The organism is Mesorhizobium sp. M0998 (assembly GCF_040318885.1).
Classification (GTDB): domain Bacteria; phylum Pseudomonadota; class Alphaproteobacteria; order Rhizobiales; family Rhizobiaceae; genus Mesorhizobium.
This window is the reverse complement of sequence record NZ_JAMYND010000003.1, coordinates 260,354-279,734: the sequence shown is the minus strand read 5'-3', so window position 1 is coordinate 279,734 and position 19,381 is coordinate 260,354. Positions and strand designations below refer to the sequence as shown.

At 64.3% G+C, this 19,381-nt stretch carries 16 protein-coding genes; 8 read left to right on the top strand and 8 right to left on the bottom strand.

Annotated features, from left to right (window positions below):
* Window positions 1–37: 37 nt before the first annotated feature.
* On the bottom strand, window positions 38–1,339 hold the full coding sequence (locus NKH59_RS04755; protein ID WP_353021094.1) for an MFS transporter: 1,302 nt from the start codon (window positions 1,337–1,339) through the stop codon (window positions 38–40).
* Window positions 1,340–1,574: 235 nt separating this feature from the next.
* Here NKH59_RS04755 and NKH59_RS04750 point away from each other — a divergent pair, with 235 nt between their 5' ends.
* Window positions 1,575–2,180, top strand: a complete 606-nt coding sequence (locus NKH59_RS04750) for a TetR/AcrR family transcriptional regulator (RefSeq protein WP_352612358.1) — start codon at window positions 1,575–1,577, stop codon at window positions 2,178–2,180.
* Between the two features lie 25 nt (window positions 2,181–2,205).
* Here NKH59_RS04750 and NKH59_RS04745 read toward each other — a convergent pair whose 3' ends face one another.
* From NKH59_RS04745 to NKH59_RS04735, 3 genes are all read right to left on the bottom strand, one after another.
* Window positions 2,206–2,838 carry a hypothetical protein gene (locus tag NKH59_RS04745; protein WP_352851685.1) on the bottom strand — a complete coding sequence of 211 codons (633 nt, stop codon included), beginning with the start codon at window positions 2,836–2,838 and terminating at the stop codon, window positions 2,206–2,208.
* 10 nt (window positions 2,839–2,848) lie between these two features.
* Complete coding sequence (locus NKH59_RS04740; protein WP_352502062.1) at window positions 2,849–3,916, bottom strand: YadA-like family protein; 1,068 nt, start codon at window positions 3,914–3,916, stop codon at window positions 2,849–2,851.
* Window positions 3,917–4,321: 405 nt separating this feature from the next.
* Window positions 4,322–5,416, bottom strand: coding sequence for a helix-turn-helix transcriptional regulator (locus NKH59_RS04735; protein ID WP_352768639.1), 1,095 nt, complete (start codon window positions 5,414–5,416; stop codon window positions 4,322–4,324).
* A gap of 322 nt (window positions 5,417–5,738) precedes the next feature.
* On the opposite strand from NKH59_RS04735, the gene NKH59_RS04730 reads away from it, so the two are divergent.
* On the top strand, window positions 5,739–7,514 hold the full coding sequence (locus tag NKH59_RS04730) for a tetratricopeptide repeat protein (RefSeq protein ID WP_352851690.1): 1,776 nt from the start codon (window positions 5,739–5,741) through the stop codon (window positions 7,512–7,514).
* Window positions 7,515–7,764: 250 nt separating this feature from the next.
* Window positions 7,765–8,832 carry a glycine--tRNA ligase subunit alpha gene (locus tag NKH59_RS04725; RefSeq protein WP_352501983.1) on the top strand — a complete coding sequence of 356 codons (1,068 nt, stop codon included), beginning with the start codon at window positions 7,765–7,767 and terminating at the stop codon, window positions 8,830–8,832.
* Here NKH59_RS04725 and NKH59_RS04720 read toward each other — a convergent pair.
* Window positions 8,829–9,002, bottom strand: coding sequence for a hypothetical protein (locus NKH59_RS04720; protein ID WP_352501982.1), 174 nt, complete (start codon window positions 9,000–9,002; stop codon window positions 8,829–8,831). The genes NKH59_RS04725 and NKH59_RS04720 overlap by 4 nt on opposite strands.
* A gap of 262 nt (window positions 9,003–9,264) precedes the next feature.
* Here NKH59_RS04720 and glyS point away from each other — a divergent pair, with 262 nt between their 5' ends.
* Window positions 9,265–11,868 carry a glycine--tRNA ligase subunit beta gene (gene glyS / locus NKH59_RS04715; RefSeq protein WP_352851684.1) on the top strand — a complete coding sequence of 868 codons (2,604 nt, stop codon included), beginning with the start codon at window positions 9,265–9,267 and terminating at the stop codon, window positions 11,866–11,868.
* 29 nt (window positions 11,869–11,897) lie between these two features.
* Here the strand turns inward: glyS and NKH59_RS04710 are convergent, their stop codons facing one another.
* Window positions 11,898–12,329 carry a hypothetical protein gene (locus NKH59_RS04710; RefSeq protein WP_353021092.1) on the bottom strand — a complete coding sequence of 144 codons (432 nt, stop codon included), beginning with the start codon at window positions 12,327–12,329 and terminating at the stop codon, window positions 11,898–11,900.
* A 160-nt stretch (window positions 12,330–12,489) separates the two neighbouring features.
* On the opposite strand from NKH59_RS04710, the gene NKH59_RS04705 reads away from it, so the two are divergent.
* The 3 genes from NKH59_RS04705 (at window position 12,490) to NKH59_RS04695 (ending at window position 15,672) form a co-directional block, all read left to right on the top strand.
* Window positions 12,490–13,470, top strand: a complete 981-nt coding sequence (locus NKH59_RS04705) for an L-threonylcarbamoyladenylate synthase (protein WP_352851682.1) — start codon at window positions 12,490–12,492, stop codon at window positions 13,468–13,470.
* An 18-nt stretch (window positions 13,471–13,488) separates the two neighbouring features.
* Complete coding sequence (locus NKH59_RS04700) at window positions 13,489–14,919, top strand: FAD-binding oxidoreductase (RefSeq protein WP_353021089.1); 1,431 nt, start codon at window positions 13,489–13,491, stop codon at window positions 14,917–14,919.
* Between the two features lie 186 nt (window positions 14,920–15,105).
* Window positions 15,106–15,672, top strand: coding sequence for a DUF6101 family protein (locus tag NKH59_RS04695; protein ID WP_023674094.1), 567 nt, complete (start codon window positions 15,106–15,108; stop codon window positions 15,670–15,672).
* Here the strand turns inward: NKH59_RS04695 and ubiA are convergent, their stop codons facing one another.
* Window positions 15,673–16,656 carry a 4-hydroxybenzoate octaprenyltransferase gene (ubiA, locus tag NKH59_RS04690; RefSeq protein WP_352470707.1) on the bottom strand — a complete coding sequence of 328 codons (984 nt, stop codon included), beginning with the start codon at window positions 16,654–16,656 and terminating at the stop codon, window positions 15,673–15,675.
* A 156-nt stretch (window positions 16,657–16,812) separates the two neighbouring features.
* Between ubiA and purD the strand changes: the two genes are divergently transcribed.
* Window positions 16,813–18,090: a phosphoribosylamine--glycine ligase gene (gene purD, locus NKH59_RS04685; RefSeq protein WP_352737074.1), complete on the top strand. Its 1,278-nt coding sequence runs from the start codon at window positions 16,813–16,815 to the stop codon at window positions 18,088–18,090.
* A 21-nt stretch (window positions 18,091–18,111) separates the two neighbouring features.
* Here purD and NKH59_RS04680 read toward each other — a convergent pair whose 3' ends face one another.
* On the bottom strand, window positions 18,112–19,269 hold the full coding sequence (locus tag NKH59_RS04680) for a glycoside hydrolase family 25 protein (protein ID WP_353021087.1): 1,158 nt from the start codon (window positions 19,267–19,269) through the stop codon (window positions 18,112–18,114).
* Window positions 19,270–19,381: the final 112 nt, after the last annotated feature.

Here is a 19,381-nt window from a genome sequence, read left to right as displayed (position 1 = left end):
CAGGCGTCGCGGCGCGAGGCCGGGACGCCGCCTGTTCTCATCGAGCCTTTGCCGGAAGCACTATTGCTGCCAGCAAACTGACGACGATGCCGCCCGCCGCGAGCCGGAAGGCAACCTGGATGCCGTCGGCGACGGCAATTTTCAACGCATCGCCGGACAATTCGCCGATTTGGCTGTTCGCAATCGCAATCAGCACGGCCATGCCGATGGCGTTGCCGACATTGAGCGTCGTCGAAGCCATCCCCGAGGCGACGCCTTGCTGGTCATGGGCAACGCCGGAAGCGGCGGCAATCCACATTGCGGTCCAGACGATGCCTTGTCCGACGCCGGAGACGATCAGGCCGGGTACGAGGGGCAGATAGCTGCTGTCGGCAGTCGCGCCTGATACCATCAATGCTGTGCCGACCGCGCCGACGATCATGCCGCCGACCAGGGTGCTGCGCGTCGAAAAGCGCGTTGCCAGACGCTCGCCGAGTTGCGTGCCGGTGGCGATGGCGACCGACGGCACGAGAAAGGCGAGGCCCGTCTGCAAGGCAGTGAAGCCGTGCACGTTCTGCAGCAGCACGGTGAGGAAGTAGGGCAGCGCGCCGAAAGTAGCCATGTAGAGGAAGGTTATCGTCATGCCGGCGACGAGGCTGCGGTTGTGGAACACGCGCAGCGGCATCAGCGGGTCGGCGCTGTTGGCCTCGATCACGGTGAAGGCGATCAGGAAAAATGCCGCCAGTGCTGCGCTGACGATGATTGCGCCAGAGCCCCAGCCATATTCGGGCCCCTGAACCAGGGTGAAGACAAGCAGCGTCGCGCCGGCGGTGACGGTCAGCGCGCCCGGCAGATCGAAGCTGCACTGCTCGTGCCGCTTGCGATCGCGCGGGATGATGGCGAAAGCCGCGATGATGGCGATCCCGGCCAACAGCACGTTGACGTAGAAGACCGACGGCCAGCCGAAGGCGCTGGTCAGAAACCCGCCGGCAAGCGAACCGAGCGTCAGGCCGCTGGCGCCCGCGCCGCCCCAGACGGCGAGCGCCCGGTTGCGTTCCGGTCCCTCGGCGAACAGGCGGTTGATCAGCGACAACGTCGCAGGAAACAGGAACGCGGCGCCGATGCCTTGCACGGCGCGGGCCGCGATGATGATTTCCGGCGACCAGGCGAGGCCGCCGACCAGAGATGAGAGCGCGTAGAGCCAGAGCGCGAAGATGAAGACGCGGCGCTGGCCGATCAGGTCGGCGGCCCGGCCGCCGAACAGCAGGAAGCCGCCGGTGAAGACGGTGTAGGCGCTGACCACCCACTGCAGGGTCTGGCCTGAAAATCCGAGGCCGGCGCCGATCTCCGGCAACGCCACGAAGACTATGTTGAGGTCGAGCGAGATGATGAGCTGCGCGAGGCGAGCAGCGCCAGCGTTGCGCCATGTTTCGCCCTGCTTGCTCCCTGCGTTATCGCCCCGAGCGGCGCGCCTTGATCCAGTGAACTCATGCCGGTCTCCTTGTCGACAATTATTTAATGATCGACAAAGAATTGAGATTTGCAATCCGAAGTCAAGCGGATTATTTGTTGATCGACAAAAATTGGAGACCGCCATGGCGGGAAGGCCAAGGGAGTTCGACCGCGACCAGGCGCTGGAGAAAGCCCGCGACGCTTTCTGGAGACGCGGCTACGAGGGCACCTCGATGGCCGATCTCGTATCGGCGCTTGGTCTCGCATCGGCGCGCATCTATGCCGCCTTCGGCTCGAAGGAGGATCTGTTTCGCGAAGCGGTGGCACTTTACGAGGCCAATGAGGGCGGCTTCGCCACACGCGCACTGCAGGAAGAACCAAATGTCCGGCGCGTCATCGAGCGCATGCTTCGCGACGCCGTCGAAATCTATACGCGGCCGGGGCAGCCGCAGGGCTGCATGGTGGTGACGGCCGCGACCAATTGCGCCGTCGAAAATGACGCCGTGCTGCAATGGCTGGTGGAGCATCGGCTGGCGCTTACCGCATCGATCGTCGAGCGGTTGAAGCAGGCGGTGCGCGATGGCGAATTGAAGCCGGACACCGACGCCGAGACGTTGGGGGATTATTACGCCACGCTGATGCACGGCCTTTCGGTGCAGGCACGCGACGGCGTGCCGAAAAAGCGGCTGCACGATCTTGTCACCGTCGCCATGCAGGCGCTCGACGCAAGCCTTTCGCAAACGTCCTGAGTTTCAGGGCCGTGACGCTTGGCCCTCACTTGCCGGATTTCTCGGCGGCTTTCTTGGGATTGACCGCCGCCGTCGGCGGCTCGGGTGGTTCGGCAGCGACAGCTTTCGGCGGTTCCGGCTCGGTTGCCGGCGCCTCGGGGCCGGCCTTGCTGAGCGCGACCGAGATGCCGAACACCTTCCATTGCCGTTCGACCGGCGCAAACAACAGCTCGAAATTGACCTGCATCGGCACCGAGGGAAAGAAACCGGCCATATGCAACATGCCGTTGGACTCGATCTGCGGCAGCAGCGTCAATTGCGGCTCCAGCACCGCGACGCCGCCGAGGTCGATGCCGTCATTGCGGTGGCTGGCGAAGATCTCGGCAAGCTTGGCCGCATTGTTGGTCTGGAAGCCCGGCGCGCCGAGATCGCGCAGCACCGTGTAATTCCCCGTCTTGTTGGCATGGTCGAGCGCCAGCAGCGAGCCGCGCACCAGGATCAGCACGCCGTTGCGGTCGATATTGGCCGGCTTCGGCGCCTGGGGCTTGGCCGATTTCTGGATTTTCGACGTTTGCGCCAGGGCAGGCTGGACAAGCTGCGGAACGGCTGCCGTCAGCACCAAGGCGGCCAGCAACATTCTGCCCGTCGGCCGCACCGATCCCGGCAAGATTGAGGTCATGCCCGCTGCATCAGTTGAGTGTCCACGATGCGCCGACGCTGACGCCGACATCGCCACGGTTGGTGGAGGCCGACACGGCGGCGTTGAGGCGGAAATCCAGGCTCGTGCTATAGCCAAGGCCGAGCGCCAGGCCCGACTGGCCCTTGAAATGGCCAAAGCCGCCGGCCAGCGACAATTTGCCGGGCCTGTCGTCGTAACGCAATCCCGCCGTCGCCAGCGCAAGCGCCGTTCCGGCGCGGGCTTCCGAGCGGTTTTCGCTGACCTGCTCGCCAAGGTTCTGCAACCCGCCCTCCAGCGCGCTGACGCGGCCGTCGAGCAGGGCGATGTTAGCCTCGTTGATCGTGGTGCGACTGTCGAGGCTGAAAATCTGCGCGGTGTGCAGGTTGAGCGTGTTGGTATTGTTGGTGATACGCGCCTCGTGATCGGCAAGCTGGATCGTATGATTGCCGACCGTCGTGTTGAGCGCGTTGATCTGGTTGGTGTTGTTGACAATGCGCGTCTCGTGATCGGCAAGCTGCATCGTGTGGCTGCTTACCGTGGTGTTGAGCGAGGCGATCTGGGTGGTATGGGCTGCAACGTCGTCGGCCAGTCCTTCGAGTTCGTCGATGTTCACGGAAGCGGTCGCCAGATTGCCCGCGGCGTCGGACGTCACCAGGTATTTCGGTCCGCTCTGGGCCTCCCTGCTGGCTGCGCTGTTGATGCCCGACAGAGTGTAGGTGGCGCTGCTGTTGCCGATAGCCACCTGATTGGCGCGTGTCGTGGTCACACCTTGGCCTACGGCGACTGAATCGGCAAAATTGGCCGTCGCACCGGTGCCGAGGGCGGTGGCATTCACCGCATTCGCCTTGGCCGAGGCGCCAAGAGCGGTAGCGTTGGCCTGGTTAGGGCCTCCCGCACCAGCCTGAGCACGGGCGCCGATAGCCGTCGTGCTTGCATTGTTATGGTTGATGGGACCCGAGATTCCCCCGGCCCACGCATCATCGCCAAGAGCGGTACTGAGGTCTCCATCAGAAACGGCTCTACCGCCGACCGCCGTCGAGGATCCGCCCGCAGCTTGGGCGATAGTTCCGCATGCCATACCAGTGGGCGAAGCCCCGGCGCCATCTGCGCCATAATTTATATCTTCACACACAAACGCAGCCGCCGGAGTCGGCGCGAGGGCCACCAGGCCGGCTGCCGCGGCTATCACCAAAACTCCGGCCCCGCGAACCGGCACGCGGGACGACATCAGGATGCCGGCAGCCCCCAATGCAGCCGACCACTCAAAGCCTTCTACAACACGGCTCTTCATCGAATTATCCCCTTCTTTCCAGAACGGCGCCGGCCGATCGCAAAGCTCCCGATGAGATGGACCATGCATGAAGCCGGCAACGGCCGGACAGTCGGCAAATGCCTACACTTCGCGGCATTCCCCCTGTTCTTGCAGCGTTTTCAGTCCTGGCTGTTGCAATCTTGCAACGTCGGGCCGGTTGACTGACCGAAATCACGAAAACGGCCGCGCGCTCGTCAGCAGCGCCACGAGCTGGCTTTGGCGACTGGTTCCGGTTTTCCGAAAAATTCGCTCGAGATAAGTACGGGCCGATTTGACGGCGATACCGATTTCGAGGGCGGCTTCCTGTACGGAACGGCCTGAGGCAAGCACGACGGCGAGCCGGGCTTCCGCCGGCGTCAAGTCGAACAGGCCCGAAAGGATATCGGGCGACGGCACCGTCGCGCTGATGCTGACGGCAGTTGCCGCGACAAGGATATCCGCGCCCGAAAAGATGTCATGTGCGGCACGGCGCAACGGCAAAAGGTGAACGATCAGCGCAGGCCGCCCCTCAACGGCTGGGACAGGGATGGACCGCACAACGCGATGGTCGTCGTTGTGCATGATGGCTTGCTGGAAAAGCGCGTTTGCAGATAGGTCCGCAAGCACCATGCCGCCGCCGGCCTGGGGGATGAACACGTCCTTCATATCTTCCAGCAGGCGGTTGACCGTCAGCACACGGCCTGATCCGCTCATGACAGCGGCCGGCAGCCCGATTTCGCCCAGCGCCGATGCGGCGGTCCTGGCGCGTTCCATGCCAAGACGCGCGGCAACAAGGCCGGCCCGCGCCAGATGCGGACGCAGTCCGTTCAGCAGGTCGATCGCCGCTTGATCGTACTTGCCGTCCTTCAGCCAGCGCTGGAAGACGAACAGCACCAGCTCTCCGCTCGGCATGGGAATCGACGTGCAGACGGGCGATCCGACGCCGAAATTTCTTGCCCATGCGTAGATCGGGTCCCGCTCGATCTCATCGCCGGTCATGAAGTCGTCGACCCGCACAAAGCTTGCCGGCTGAGTGCTGCACATGCGCTGCACGCTCTCGGAAAATTTCCAATCTGCCATGAAAGCGTCGATCAAGGGCTCGGCCTGCGCCTCGCCGATGGCGCGAAGCGGGGAATGATCGCTGATCATGAAAATCGAGCCGCTTGCCGAGCGCGTGATCGCACTGGTCGCTTCCAACGCTCCCGGCCACTGCTCGGCGGCGAACGCTGCTTCGTAGATACGATCGACGATGGCGAAGGCTTCTTCGTCGCGCGGCACTTCCAGCATCGGCGCCCCCATGGCTGGCGAAGCAAGAATTGAAATCTCATCCTGCCACGCAAAGTTGCATGGCGGAAGCTTTCAACCGCTGGCGCTTAGGGATCGCTTACGGCGTCGGGAAATAGCACCGCGCAGGCACCGCCAAAGCGGACGCCACGCGGTCAAGAGTCGCAGTTCAGGCCCTTTCGGCATGGTTTATTAATTGCTTGACCCGATTGTGAATTCGGGCCGGGTTGAAGCACGACCCCAAAAAGGCCATGCTTTACCTGTAAAAATCGAGTCTACGGCGATCCCGCTGACGCGGAGATGGCGTTTGGCTGAAAGGGATATGATGCGGCAAGGATATGCGCGCTGGCTGACGGGGCTGGCAATCGCGACGGGCATGGCGATCTCGGCTTTGCCGGCGCATGCCAAACAGACCGCCGAGCCGGTCAGGATCACATCCTTCTCGGGGGCCTATCTCGCCGCCAGGATTGCCGACGGCGACAACGACCTCGACAGCGCCATTTCCTATTACAAGCAGGCGCTTGCGTTCGATCCGAACGATACGGGACTGCAGCAGAGCCTGATGCTGTCGCTGATCGCGCAGGGGCGCTTCGACGAATCCCTGGTCTATGCCGACAAGCTCAAGGCGGTTCCCGATGTCGAGCGCTTCTCGCGCCTGGCGCTGGCCATCGATTCCTTCCACAAGAAGGATTTCTCCAAGGCCGAATACTGGCTCAAGCTGTCGCTCGAGTCCGATCTCGACCGGCTGATCTCCGGCGTCATGACCGGCTGGGCCAAGCAGGGTGCGGGTGACGCCGGCGAGGCCATGGCTTCCATCGACAAGCTGCAAGGCCCCGACTGGTTCAGCCTGTTCAAGTCCTTCCACCGCGCCTTGATTGCCGACGCCTCCGGCCTACCCGACAGGGCGGATGCGCTCTACACCGCCACCGTGCAGGACACCGCCGCCGGCGGTGCGGCCCCCGAAACATGGATGCGCAACGCGCAGGCCTACGCCTCTTTCCTCGCCCGCAAAGGCGACAAGGCCAAGGCGCTGTCGGTGCTCGACAAAGCCGAGGCGTTTGCGCCCGGCAAGGTCGAGATTGCAGCCCTTCGCGACAAGATCAACAAGGGCGAAAAGATCGAGCCCTTCGTTGCCGGTCCGTCGGACGGCGCCTCGGAAATCCTGCTCGATCTCGCCACCGCGCTCAACCGCGGCGGCGGCGAGCCGTTCGTGCGGCTTTATCTGCAATATGCCCTGGCGCTGCGGCCCGACAACGACGCGGCGCTCGTTCAGCTTGCCGCCGTTGCCGAGCAGTTGAAAGACGGCGAGGGCGCCATCGCGCTCTATCGCCGCATTCCCGCCGGCTCGCCGCTGAAGCAGCTTTCGGACCTGCAGCTTGGCCTCAACCTTGCCGATCTCGACCGCAACGACGAGGCGATCGCTCACCTCAAGGCCATCGTCGATGCGCATCCAGACGACATGCGCGCCTATCTGGCGCTCGGCGGCGTCTATTCCTCGAAGGAGGATTTCCGCTCCGCCGCCAATCTTTACGACAAGGCAGTCGAGGTGCTGAAGACGCCGACCGCCGCCAACTGGAACATCTTCTACCAGCGCGGCATCGCCTATGAGCGGCTGAAGGAATGGCCGAAGGCCGAGCCGAATTTCCGCAAGGCGCTGGAGCTCTACCCCGACCAGCCGCAGGTCCTGAACTATCTCGGCTATTCCTGGGTCGACAAGAACATGAACCTCAAGGAAGGCCTCGCGATGATCCAGAAGGCCGTCGACCTGAGGCCGAGCGACGGCTACATCGTCGATTCGCTGGGCTGGGCCTATTACCGCCTTGGCCAGTTCGACGACGCGGTGCGCGAAATGGAACGCGCCGTTTCGTTGAAGCCGGAGGATCCGGTGCTCAACGATCACCTCGGCGACGCCTACTGGCGCGTCGGCCGCAAGCTGGAAGCCACCTTCCAGTGGAACCAGGCCCGCGACCTGAAGCCGGACCCGGATGTGCTTGCCGCCTTGCAGCAAAAGCTGATGAAAGGCCTGCCGCCGATCGAATCCAACACGGCGCAGGAAACCCCGAACGTAAAGCCCTTGCCGGCGCCCGCGCCTAAGGGGTGACCCTTCTTTCCTTCTCCCCTTGTGGGAGAAGGTGGATCGGCGCGCAGCGCCGAGACGGTTGAGGGGTGTCGGACGGATTGCCGTCGGTGCCAAGCTGGAACACCCCTCATCCGACCGAGCTTCGCTCGGCCACCTTCTCCCACAAAGGGAGAAGGGAACACCTTCAAAGGCCTGACCCCCTCTGCCTTGACGCTTGCTGGCCAGGCATCTAGGACGTGCCGGCATCCCGCCTTTCCCGCCGGAGGCCGCCGTGACCGTTGATATCCCTGCCCACATGCACCCCAGCCGCTCGTTCCAGGGGCTGATCCTGACGTTGCATAATTACTGGGCGGACTATGGCTGCGTCGTCCTCCAGCCTTACGACATGGAAGTCGGCGCCGGCACATTCCATCCGGCAACGACGTTGCGCGCGCTCGGTCCAAAACGCTGGAATGCCGCCTATGTCCAGCCCTCGCGCCGCCCCAAGGACGGCCGCTATGGCGAGAACCCGAACCGGCTGCAGCACTATTACCAATACCAGGTGATCCTGAAGCCCAATCCGCCCAATCTGCAGGAGCTTTACCTCGGCTCGCTGGCCGCGATCGGCATCGATCCGCTGCTGCATGACATCCGCTTCGTCGAGGACGACTGGGAAAGCCCGACGCTGGGCGCCTGGGGGCTCGGCTGGGAGTGCTGGTGCGACGGCATGGAGGTGTCGCAGTTCACCTATTTCCAGCAGGTCTGCGGCATCGAATGCGCACCGGTGGCGGGCGAGCTCACTTACGGGCTGGAACGGCTGGCCATGTATGTGCAGGGCGTCGACAATGTCTACGACCTCAACTTCAACGGCCGCGAAGGCGCCGACAAGGTGACCTATGGCGACGTCTTCCTGCAGGCCGAGCAGGAATATTCGCGCCACAATTTCGAATTCGCCAACACCGCAATGCTGCTCAGGCATTTCGAGGACGCCGAAGCCGAGTGCAAGGCGCTGCTCGAAGCCGGCGCGCCTGTCTCCCCCCTTGAGGGGGAGATGCCCGCGAAGCGGGCAGAGGGGGTCACCTCAGAAGGCACCACAAGTAAAACGTCGAGCACCGCACGGGCGACCCCTCCCGGCCAGACCTTGTCTGGCCACCTTCCGCTCAAGGGGGAGGGATACCACCGCCTTGTATTCCCCGCCTACGACCAGTGCATCAAGGCCAGCCACGTCTTCAATCTGCTCGACGCACGCGGCGTGATTTCGGTCACCGAGCGCCAGAGTTATATTTTGCGGGTGCGCAATCTGGCCAAGGCCTGCGGCGAGGCGTTTCTGCTGACGCAGGCGGGCGGCTTGGCGGCTTAGCTCCAGGCGGTTTCGGCAGGGGCGCTGATTGGCAACGTGCCTTGGCCGCTTGCACCGGCTATTGTCCGCAGCGCCTGCCTGACGCCGGGCATCGAGAACGTGCCATGAACTTGCGCCGTGAAGCAGGCGCTGAGCGCGAGGATCTGCAGGAATGTCGATGCCGTTCTCATGGTCGGTCAGCCAATAGCTCTCTGCCTGAGCGTTGGTCGCTTCAGCGCTGCGTTCGGTTCAGGGAAATCTTTGATCCAAGGACGGGCGGACCGGCGCGTGTCCGACAGGCGGCTGAATTTTTTCGGAAATCGCCGTTAGATGTCCCGATCGAGCTGGGAAGGGTGACAGCGGCCAGCCGAGTTGCTATGCCCCCGCTTACCTCCCCCTCGATGGGGGAGGTCGCCGCGAAGCGGCGGCTATTTTTGTCCATGAGTTCCTTCGATGCCCGACCTGCTTTTAGAACTCCGTTCGGAAGAGATTCCCGCCCGCATGCAGCGCAAGGCTGCCGGCGATCTCAGGAAGCTTTTGACCGACGGGCTGGTCGACGCCGGGCTGACCTACGAGGCGGCGCGCGAATATTGGACGCCGCGCCGGTTGACGCTCGACATTCGCGGCCTGACCGCGCGCTCGAAGGACATCAGCGAGGAGATCAAGGGGCCCTCGACCAAGGCGCCCGAGCCGGCGGTGCAGGGTTTTCTGCGCAAGGCCGGCCTTGCCTCGATTGCCGAGGCGCATGTTCATTCCGATCCGAAGAAGGGCGACTTCTACGTCGCCCATATTTCCAGGCCGGGCAGACCGGCGGAGCAGATCATCGCCGAACTGGTGCCGGGCATCATCCGCAACTTCCCCTGGCCGAAATCGATGCGCTGGGGGCCGGCTTCGGCCAAGCCCGGCTCGCTGCGCTGGGTGCGGCCGCTGCAATCGATCCTGTGCACCTTCGGCCCCGAAACCGAGGAGCCGGTGGTCGTCGATTTCGAGATCGACGGCATCCGCTCAGGCAATGTCACTTACGGCCACCGTTTTCATGCACCGGTCGCCATCACGGTGCGACGCTTCGACGATTATGTCGCCAAGCTGGAGGCGGCCAAGGTCGTGCTCGATGCCGACAGGCGCAAGGAGATTATTCTTGCCGATGCCAGGAACCTCGCCTTCGCCAGCGGGCTCGACCTCGTCGAGGACGAGGGGCTGCTGGAGGAAGTGTCGGGCCTGGTCGAATGGCCCGTCGTGCTGATGGGCGAATTCGAGCAGGATTTCTTGGCCATTCCGGCCGAGGTGATCAGGCTCACCATCCGCGCCAACCAGAAGTGTTTCGTGACGCGGCCACACGACGCGGGCGAAGAGCTCTCCAACCGCTTCATCCTGACCGCCAATATCGAGGCCAAGGATGGCGGCAAGGAGATCGCCCATGGCAATGGCAAGGTGGTGCGCGCGCGCCTGTCCGACGCGCTCTATTTCTGGAAGACCGACCAGGGCGACCTGCCGGATCTCGACCAGCTGCAGGCATCGGCGGAAAAGTTCGGGCTTGATCTAGAAAAACCGCTCGACCAGCGCATGGCCCGCCTCGACCACCTCAATGTAACGTTTCATGCCAAGCTCGGCACGCAGGGCGAGCGGGTGGAGCGGATTGCCAGGTTGGCCGAAGAATTGGCGCCGCTCGTGGCGCAGTCGATCTCCCCCCTTGAGGGGGAGATGGCCGGCAGGCCAGAGGGGGTCGCTTCGGCTGGCGCGACGCGATCTGGCCTTTCGAAGCAAGAGGAAGTTGGCGCTCCACGCGAGATGACCCCCTCTGTCGCCTTCGGCGACATCTCCCCCTCGAGGGGGGAGATTACCGCGCTGGCGCGCCGCGCCGCCGTGCTCGCCAAGGCCGACCTCACCACCGAAGTGGTTGGCGAGTTCTCGGAACTGCAAGGCGCCATGGGCCGCAAATACGCACTGCTGCAGGGCGAGCATCCTTCCGTTGCCGCGGCGATCGAGGAACACTACAAGCCGCAGGGACCGTCCGATCGCGTGCCAACTGATCCGGTTTCGGTGGCCGTGGCGCTTGCCGACAAGCTCGACACGCTGGTCGGGTTCTGGGCTATTGATGAAAAGCCGACCGGATCGAAGGACCCCTATGCGCTCAGAAGAGCGGCGCTGGGAGTGGTCAGGACTTTGGTCGAGAACGGGGTGAGACTGCCGCTCCAGCGCCAGTTTTTAAACTCGCTGTTCGGGCTTACCTTCAATCGCGGCAATCGGTTTTCGGTGGTTTGGCGAGCGGACGACGAGGGCGATTTCACTACTGGCGTTGGATCAGCCAACGATTTGATCAGTGAACGGGCAGGTTCGCTGTCCTCGGAAATACGCGGCGTCGAATTACCGGACCATTCCGCGTCTGAGATAATTGCCGATCTCCTGTCCTTCTTCCACGACCGCCTGAAAGTCTATCTCCGCGATCAGGGCGCGCGGCATGATCTGATCGACGCGGTTCTGGCGGCAGGTTCGCGCCCGATCTCCCCCCTAGAGGGGGAGATGTCGGCGCAGCCGACAGAGGGGGGCGCTGTCCCGCCAGCCTCTCATTCTGTCGCGCCCCCCTCTGCCCTGCCGGGCATCTCCCCCTCTAGGGGGGAGATCGGCCAATCGTCCAACGACGACCTCCTGCAAATCGTCCGCCGCGTCGAAGCGCTTGGCTCCTTCCTCGACAGCGAGGACGGCGGGAACCTGCTTGCCGGCACCAAGCGCGCCGCCAACATCGTGGCTGCCGAGGAGAAGAAGAACACGACGATCGCCGACCGTGTTGAGCCGGCGCTGTTCCGGGAGGGCGCCGAAAAAACCTTGTACGCCGCGGTCAATCAGGCCGAGAGGCAAGCCGGCGAAGCAATTCAAAACGAAGACTTTTCCGCCGCCATGCTGGCGCTTAGCGTGTTGCGCGAGCCGGTTGATTCATTCTTTGAGAAAGTCCTCGTAAACGATGAGGACCAGGCGGTGCGCGCCAATCGCCTGGCATTGCTCGCCCGCATCCGCGCGGCGACCGACCGGGTCGCGGATTTCTCCAAGATAGCCGGCTGACGTCCGGAAAAAAATCATCGCTTGTGGCGCTATTTCGGCTGGTCGGGAGCTGCTAGCGGGGCAGGCTGCTGCGCAGCCGGTTCAGGGGTTTTGCTGGCGACCTTTGGGTCGGCTTTGCTGTCCGCGGCGCGCGCGGCAGCGATGGCCGGCGCGACCTTGGGCGCCGGCGTTGCAAAGGCATCGCCGACGATACCGCCGCGAATGATCATCGGGCTTCCGTCGAAGCCATGACTCGGCTGGCTCGGGATCGCCGCGACCTTTTCATCGGTGACGTTTTCATTGACGTCAGGCAACTTCTCGCCGAGCGCGACGATCGACGGTGTTTTTGCCCGTTCGAGCGCGCCGGCACTTACAACCGAAGGCGTCGCCGTCGTTTGCCCGAGAAAAACCAGCGACGAGGCCTGTGCCGTGCCGGCCATAAACGCCAGACCAAGCGCTCCAACGATACGCATCGAAAGCATGATAATTCCCCTTGCCCAACAAGACGGCACCGTAGCCGAGGGCCAGTTGATGCCGGCTTGCGGGGAAACAGAGCATTTTAGCGATTTGCGATTCGCCCACGCCCGGACTTGCTCCGTCGGCGTCAGCGTATTAGGCACCCGCATCCGTGAGGTGACGACAGTGGCTGAAATTCGTGCCGTCGGCGAGGCGATGGAAAGGGCGTTGGCGCTGCTCGAGAGCGGCGATGTCGTCGCCATCCCGACCGAGACCGTCTATGGGCTGGCCGGCGACGCGACCAATGGCGTTGCCGTGGCCCGCATCTTCGAAGCCAAGGGCCGCCCTCGCTTCAACCCGCTGATCGCCCATATAGCCGACCCGGCGATGGCCGAGCGCATCGCGCTGTTCGATCCGCTGTCGGAAAGATTGGCGCAGGCATTCTGGCCGGGGCCGCTGACGCTGGTGCTGCCGCAACGGCCCGGCAACGGCATTCATCCGCTGGTCACCGCCGGTCTGGAAACGATCGCGCTGCGCATGCCGAAAGGCTTTGGCGGCGAGCTGATCGCCAGGTTCGGCCGCGCGCTGGCGGCGCCCAGCGCCAATTCCTCGGGCAGGATCAGCGCCACGACGGCCGATGCCGTGGCCGCCGATCTCGGTCCCCGGATCAAGCTTGTGGTCGATGGCGGCGCGACGCCGGTCGGGCTGGAATCGACCATCGTCAAGGTCGAAGCTGGAAAGCTGCGGCTGCTGCGGCCGGGCGGCATTGCCGCCGAAGAGATCGAAGCAGTGGCCGGGACAAAGTTGCTGCGCGGCGCTTCGGGCATCGAGGCGCCCGGCATGCTCGCCTCGCACTATGCGCCAGGTGCGGCAGTGCGGCTCAATGCTGCGGAGGTCGCACCGGGCGAAGCCTTGCTGGCCTTCGGCCGCCGCCGTGCCGAAGGCTGGCGCGATGCAGCCGCCCTGCGCAACTTGTCGGAGACCGGCGACCTGGGCGAGGCGGCAAGCAATCTCTTCGCCCATCTGCAGGATCTCGATAGCAGTCGCGCCAAAACCATCGCCGTCGAGCCGATCCCGTTCGAAGGGCTGGGCGAGGCGATCAATGACCGGCTTTCGCGCGCCGCCGCCCCGCGTGACAAGATCGCCCCGCGTGACAAGATGGATTGAGCACCATAGTTTCCACCCATGAACGACATTTCCCCCGATCTCGACCCCGCCGTCGTCGCCCGCTTTGCGGCAATCGTCGGCGACAAATATGCGCTGCGCGATCAGCGGGACATCGCGCCTTACCTCACCGAGCGGCGCGGACTTTGGCACGGCAGGACGGCTTTGGTGCTGAGGCCGGGGACCGTCGAGGAGGTCAGCAGCATCATGCGGCTGGCAACCGAAACCGGCACGCCCATCGTGCCGCAAAGCGGCAACACCGGGCTGGTCGGCGCCCAGGTGCCGGACGCATCCGGCCGCGAGATCGTGCTGTCGCTGTCGCGGCTGAACCGCATCCGCGAGATCGATACACTGTCCAACACGGTGACGGTCGAAACCGGCGTCATCCTGCAGACGCTGCAGGAAGCGGCCGATGCCGCCGACCGGCTGTTTCCGCTGTCGCTTGCCGCGCAAGGCTCCTGCCAGATCGGCGGCAATCTCTCCTCCAACGCCGGCGGCACCGGCGTGCTTGCCTACGGCAATGCGCGCGAGCTCTGCCTCGGCGTCGAAGTGGTGCTGCCGACCGGTGAAGTGTTCGACGATCTGCGCAAGCTGAAAAAAGACAATACCGGTTACGATCTGAAGAACCTGTTCGTCGGCGCCGAGGGTACGCTCGGCATCATTACCGCCGCCGTGCTCAAGCTGTTCCCCAAGCCCAAGGGGCGCGAGGTGGCGTTTGCCGGCCTGTCATCGCCGGAGGCGGCATTGTCGCTGTTCAGCCTGGCGATGGACCGTGCAGGGGCAGCGCTCACCGCCTTCGAGCTGATCGGCCAGAGGCCTTACGACTTCACGCTTGCCCACGCACAAGGCGTGGTGCGGCCGCTTGCCGGCGATTGGCCGTGGTATGTGCTGATGCAGATCTCGTCGGGCCGTTCGGCCGACGATGCGAGGGCGCTGATCGAGGAGGTGCTGGAGGCAGGCCTCGAGCAAGCGATCGTCGGCGATGCGGTGATCGCGGCAAGCATGGCCCAGGGCGATGCGTTCTGGAATTTCCGCGAGGTGCTGCCCGAGGCGCAGAAACCGGAAGGTGCCTCGATCAAGCACGACATCTCGGTGCCGGTGGCGTCAATCCCGCCCTTCATTGAAAAGGCCGCCGGCGCCGTGCAATCGGTCAGTCCCGGCGCGCGCGTCGTCTGCTTCGGCCACATGGGCGACGGGAACCTGCACTATAACATCTCCCGGCCGGCCGACGGCGATGACGAGGCGTTTCTCGGCCTTTACCACGTCATGAACAAGGCCGTGCACGACGTCGTGCGCGCGTTTCATGGCTCGATCTCGGCCGAGCACGGCATCGGCCAGTTGAAGCGGGACGAATTGATCGCGACGGCGCCGCCGATGGCGATCGAGCTGATGCGCAGGGTGAAGGCCGCCTTCGATCCGGCCGGCATCATGAATCCGGGTAAGGTTATCTGATCCTTTCGCCGGCCTGCGCCGGTTGGCATTCCGATAACCATCCGCCCCGGATCAGCAAAATTTAACCGACTTTCTTAAGCGCGAGGATAAGAAGCCCGCGCTAATGTTTCTCCACAAACGAGGCTGGGAAAACCGGCCCGGAGAACCGGAAACACCGGCTCTCAGGAGAAACAGGAAAGGCACGATATGAACACTGGACTGAAGCCAGTCTGGGCCGGGCGCAATATGCGCCTCGACCCATTCCGCCTGCCGCAGGTGGTGAGCTACGCCACGCGCGACGATTATGGCGACGTTACCTTCACCATCGACCAGCGCGGCGCGGTTATCCGCCGCACGCTGGAGATGAGCGGCGTGCCGGCGATCATCGCTCTGCCCGCCAACGCGTTTCGCGGCGTCGCCGCCCGCGCGATGGAGGATCCGGATGGCAATGTCACAGTGACGCTTGAGCTTCTGCACAATGACCCGATGCTGTCGGTGCCGCTGCTGGTCGCCGACGATCTCGACGACGTCGCCGCCGACTGGCGCGCCTGGGCCGACGCCTACCGCCTGCCGATGCTGCTGATCGAGGCCGACGGCATCGCCCGCACGCTGGAAGAATCGCTCGGCGCCGCCATCAAGGCGCTGCCGGCGCAGGACCGCCGCAAGGGTCGCGTCTCGACCATGCGCCGCCCGCGCTTCCTCGCCCGCCGCCGCGCCGGCGACCTCGGCCTCAGGCTGGTCATCGGCGGCGAAGAGCTTATTTCGCGGGAATAGCTAAACCAGCGGCTTCAGCGCCACCCAGACCGCGCCGCCGATCAGGCCGAGGAAGATCAGCCAGCCGACCTGGTTGTTCGATCTGAACAGCCTCAGGCACTGGTCCGGATCGTCGATGTCGAGCACGCCGATCTGCCGCGCCAGATTCGCGCCGGCGGCGATCAGCCCGGCAAGTGCAGGCACCGGTGCCTGTGCCGAGGCAAAGGCGATGGCGAAGCAGACCAGCGCTCCGCCATAAAGCCCGGCCAGCCAGACCTTGGTATTGTCGCCGAACAGGCGCGCCGTCGAGCGCACGCCGACGATGGCGTCGTCTTCCTTGTCCTGATGCGCATAGATCGTGTCATAGCCGATCACCCACAGGATCGAGCCGATATAGAGCATGATTGCCGGCCCATCGAGATCGCCGAACTCGACCGCCCATCCCATCAGCGCTCCCCAGGAAAAGGCAAGGCCGAGAACGAGTTGCGGCCAATTGGTGTACCGCTTCATGAACGGGTAGACGGCGACGATGACCAGCGAGCCGATGCCGAGCAAGATGGCGAAGCTGTTGAACTGCAAAAGCACGGCAAGGCCGACCAGTGCCTGCACGACAACAAACATCCAGGCCTGCCGGCGCGTGACCTTGCCGGCCGGCAGCGGCCGCGAGCGCGTGCGTTCCACCTGGTTGTCGATGTCCTCGTCGACCAAATCATTGTAGGTGCAGCCGGCGCCGCGCATGGCGAACGCGCCAAGAAAAAACAGCAGCAGATACCACGGCGACGGCAGCAGAGAGAGAAGCGGGTCCGTCGGACGCGGATAGGCGCTCGCGGCAAGCGCAGCCGACCACCAGCATGGCCACAGCAGCAATTGCCAGCCGATCGGCCGGTCCCACCGGGCAAGCTGCGCATAGGGCCACAACCGCCGCGGCAGCACGCGATAGACCCAGTGGCCGCTCGGCGCATCGGCGACGCGGCCCTGGGCCGCTTTCGACTGGACGGTTTCCATTTTGCTGGAGTGGCAGCAGAGGCGAATGCCGTCAAGCGTCAAGCAGCCCCCGCACGCTCGCCACGCGCAATCGGCGCTTCGGCAGCCAAATGTCTTGACCCGTCCCGCGCGGCGCAATAGCGCAGTCCTGGTCTTGGAATGACGAGGAATCTGGGCATGCGTGTTTTGCTGATCGGCTCTGGCGGACGAGAGCATGCGCTGGCCTGGAAGATCGCGGCGTCGCCGCTGCTGACCAAACTCTACGCGGCGCCCGGCAATCCGGGGATCGGCCACGAAGCCGAACTGGTGAGGCTCGATACTGCCGATCACGCAGCGGTGGTCCGGTTTTGCCGCGAGAATGAAATAGGCCTCGTCGTGGTCGGGCCGGAAGGGCCGCTGGTCGCCGGCATTGCCGACGACCTGCGCGCCGAGGGCATCCGCGTCTTCGGACCGTCAAAGGCAGCGGCACGGCTGGAAGGCTCGAAAGGTTTCACCAAAGACCTCTGCGCCAAATACGGCATCCCGACCGCCGCCTATGGCCGCTTCGACGATCTGGCTTCGGCCAGGACCTATGTCGAGAAGACGGGTGCGCCGATCGTCATCAAGGCCGACGGCCTCGCTGCCGGCAAGGGCGTCACCGTCGCCATGACGCTTGACGAGGCGCTGGCCGCGCTCGACGCCTGTTTTGACGGCTCCTTCGGCCAGGCCGGCGCGGAAGTGGTGGTCGAGGAGTTTCTCGTCGGCGAAGAAGCAAGTTTCTTCTGCCTGTGCGACGGCACCACCGCGCTGCCCTTCGGCACCGCGCAGGACCACAAGCGCCTCAGTGACGGCGACACCGGCCCGAACACCGGCGGTATGGGCGCCTATTCGCCGGCCCCGGTGATGACGCCGGAAATGATCGACCGAACCATGCGCGAGATCGTCGAGCCGACCATGCGCGGCATGGCTGAAACAGGCGCGCCGTTTTCCGGCGTGCTGTTCGCCGGGCTGATGATCACTGACAGCGGGCCGAAGCTGATCGAATACAATACCCGTTTCGGCGACCCGGAATGCCAGGTGCTGATGATGCGGCTGAAGGACGATCTGCTCGTCCTGCTCAACGCAGCCGCCGACGGCCAGCTGGCGCATACTTCGGTGCGCTGGCGCGACGAGGCGGCGCTCACCGTGGTGATGGCAGCCAGGGGTTATCCCGGCACGCCGGAAAGGGGCTCGGTCATCCGCGGCGTCGAGGCGGCGGCGGGTGAGGGCGTCGAGATATTTCATGCCGGCACCGCCATCAACGGCGGCGCACTCGTCGCCAATGGCGGTCGCGTGCTCAACATCACGGCGACCGGCCGCACCGTCGGCGAGGCGCAGAAGAAGGCTTACGCCGCGCTCGACCGGATCGACTGGCCGCAAGGCTTTTGCCGCCGCGACATTGGCTGGCTGGCGGTGGCGCGCGAGCAGGCGAACTGATGCTTCGGGCTGCCTTCGGCCTCAGCGCAAGCCGTGGTCGAATTCGGTCGAGACGCTGCTGACCGCATCGGCGGTGGAGACAAATCCTGGCACCGATGCCGCACGCTTTTCGTTTCGCGTCCAGGCGACATATTCGGCAATCCCGCGCAGAAGGCCCGGCGCCGCCTTCGCCGCAGGCATTTGAAAGCCGCTGCTGAACCTGGCCAGGCGCGCCCTGAATACCGCGACCATCTCCTCGACGCTTGCTGGCGTCACGCTGGCGTAAGTGATGGTGCCGCCGGCGAGCCCCGCCTCGCGTGAGAGCGGCACCGGTATCGAGGTGAGATAATCCGGCTGCACGTCGATCAGGCCGCCGAACGGCCACTGCGCGCGCAATTCCGTGGCGTTCATCGGCGCGACGCTGACGTCGATATCGTTAGGTGTGCCCGCGACCCTGTAAGGGCAGCGGAACCGGCCGCAGTTTGCTCGCGCCGAAAACTGCCAGAGCGCATAACCCTGCCAGTTGCCCATCGGAAAATGCACGCCGATGTCTGGCTTGTAGCGCGCATACCACAGCGGCAGCCGCGACAGCAGCTGGTATTTGTATCTGTTGTCGGCGATGTGCCGGGCGGTCGTTCCATTGGTGTAGAGCACCGGAAAGCGGCCGAGCCGCCGATGCACCTGACGGACGAATTCTTCGGCGTCGTCCAGCGACATCCACTGCGTCGGGTCGTCGTCCTCGATGTCGAGGGCAAGCAGGTCGTCCGGCCCGGGTTCGGCGAACTCGATGAAATGATTGGCCTGGCCGACCGGGTTGCCGGGGCGGGCGAGGTGATAGGCGCCCCATTTCAAGCCAAGCGCCTTGGCCACAACCTTGCGCGTCTGGAACAGCTCACGCGCCACCGCATGGCGCTTCCAAAGCGTCTTGCACAGCCGCACCTCGGTCTCGTCGCCGAAACAGAAATAGGGTGGCGGCATTCCGTCGGATGCCTTGTTGATGAAGCCGACAAGACGCTTGTCGGTGGCAAGCCTGGTCCAGTCGATGGAATTGTATTCGTAGGCGTCGACGACCAGCGCCCGGTCGGCATCCTTCCAAGGTTCGGAGAAATCCGAGGCCTTTGCCGGCGTCAGCGCCAGGGTAATCGCGGCCGCGACAACGAGAAGCGCTGAGCGGACAAGGGGGCGCGCCGGCGTTTTCAAACAGCAGATCCTTGCTGGCCAAAGCCAAATCCTGAACCGCCATGGTTAAGGAAATGCTTCGGGTGCCGAGTGGGCGAGTTGGAGCGCTGGCGAAGCGATCCTTGGTGCTCCT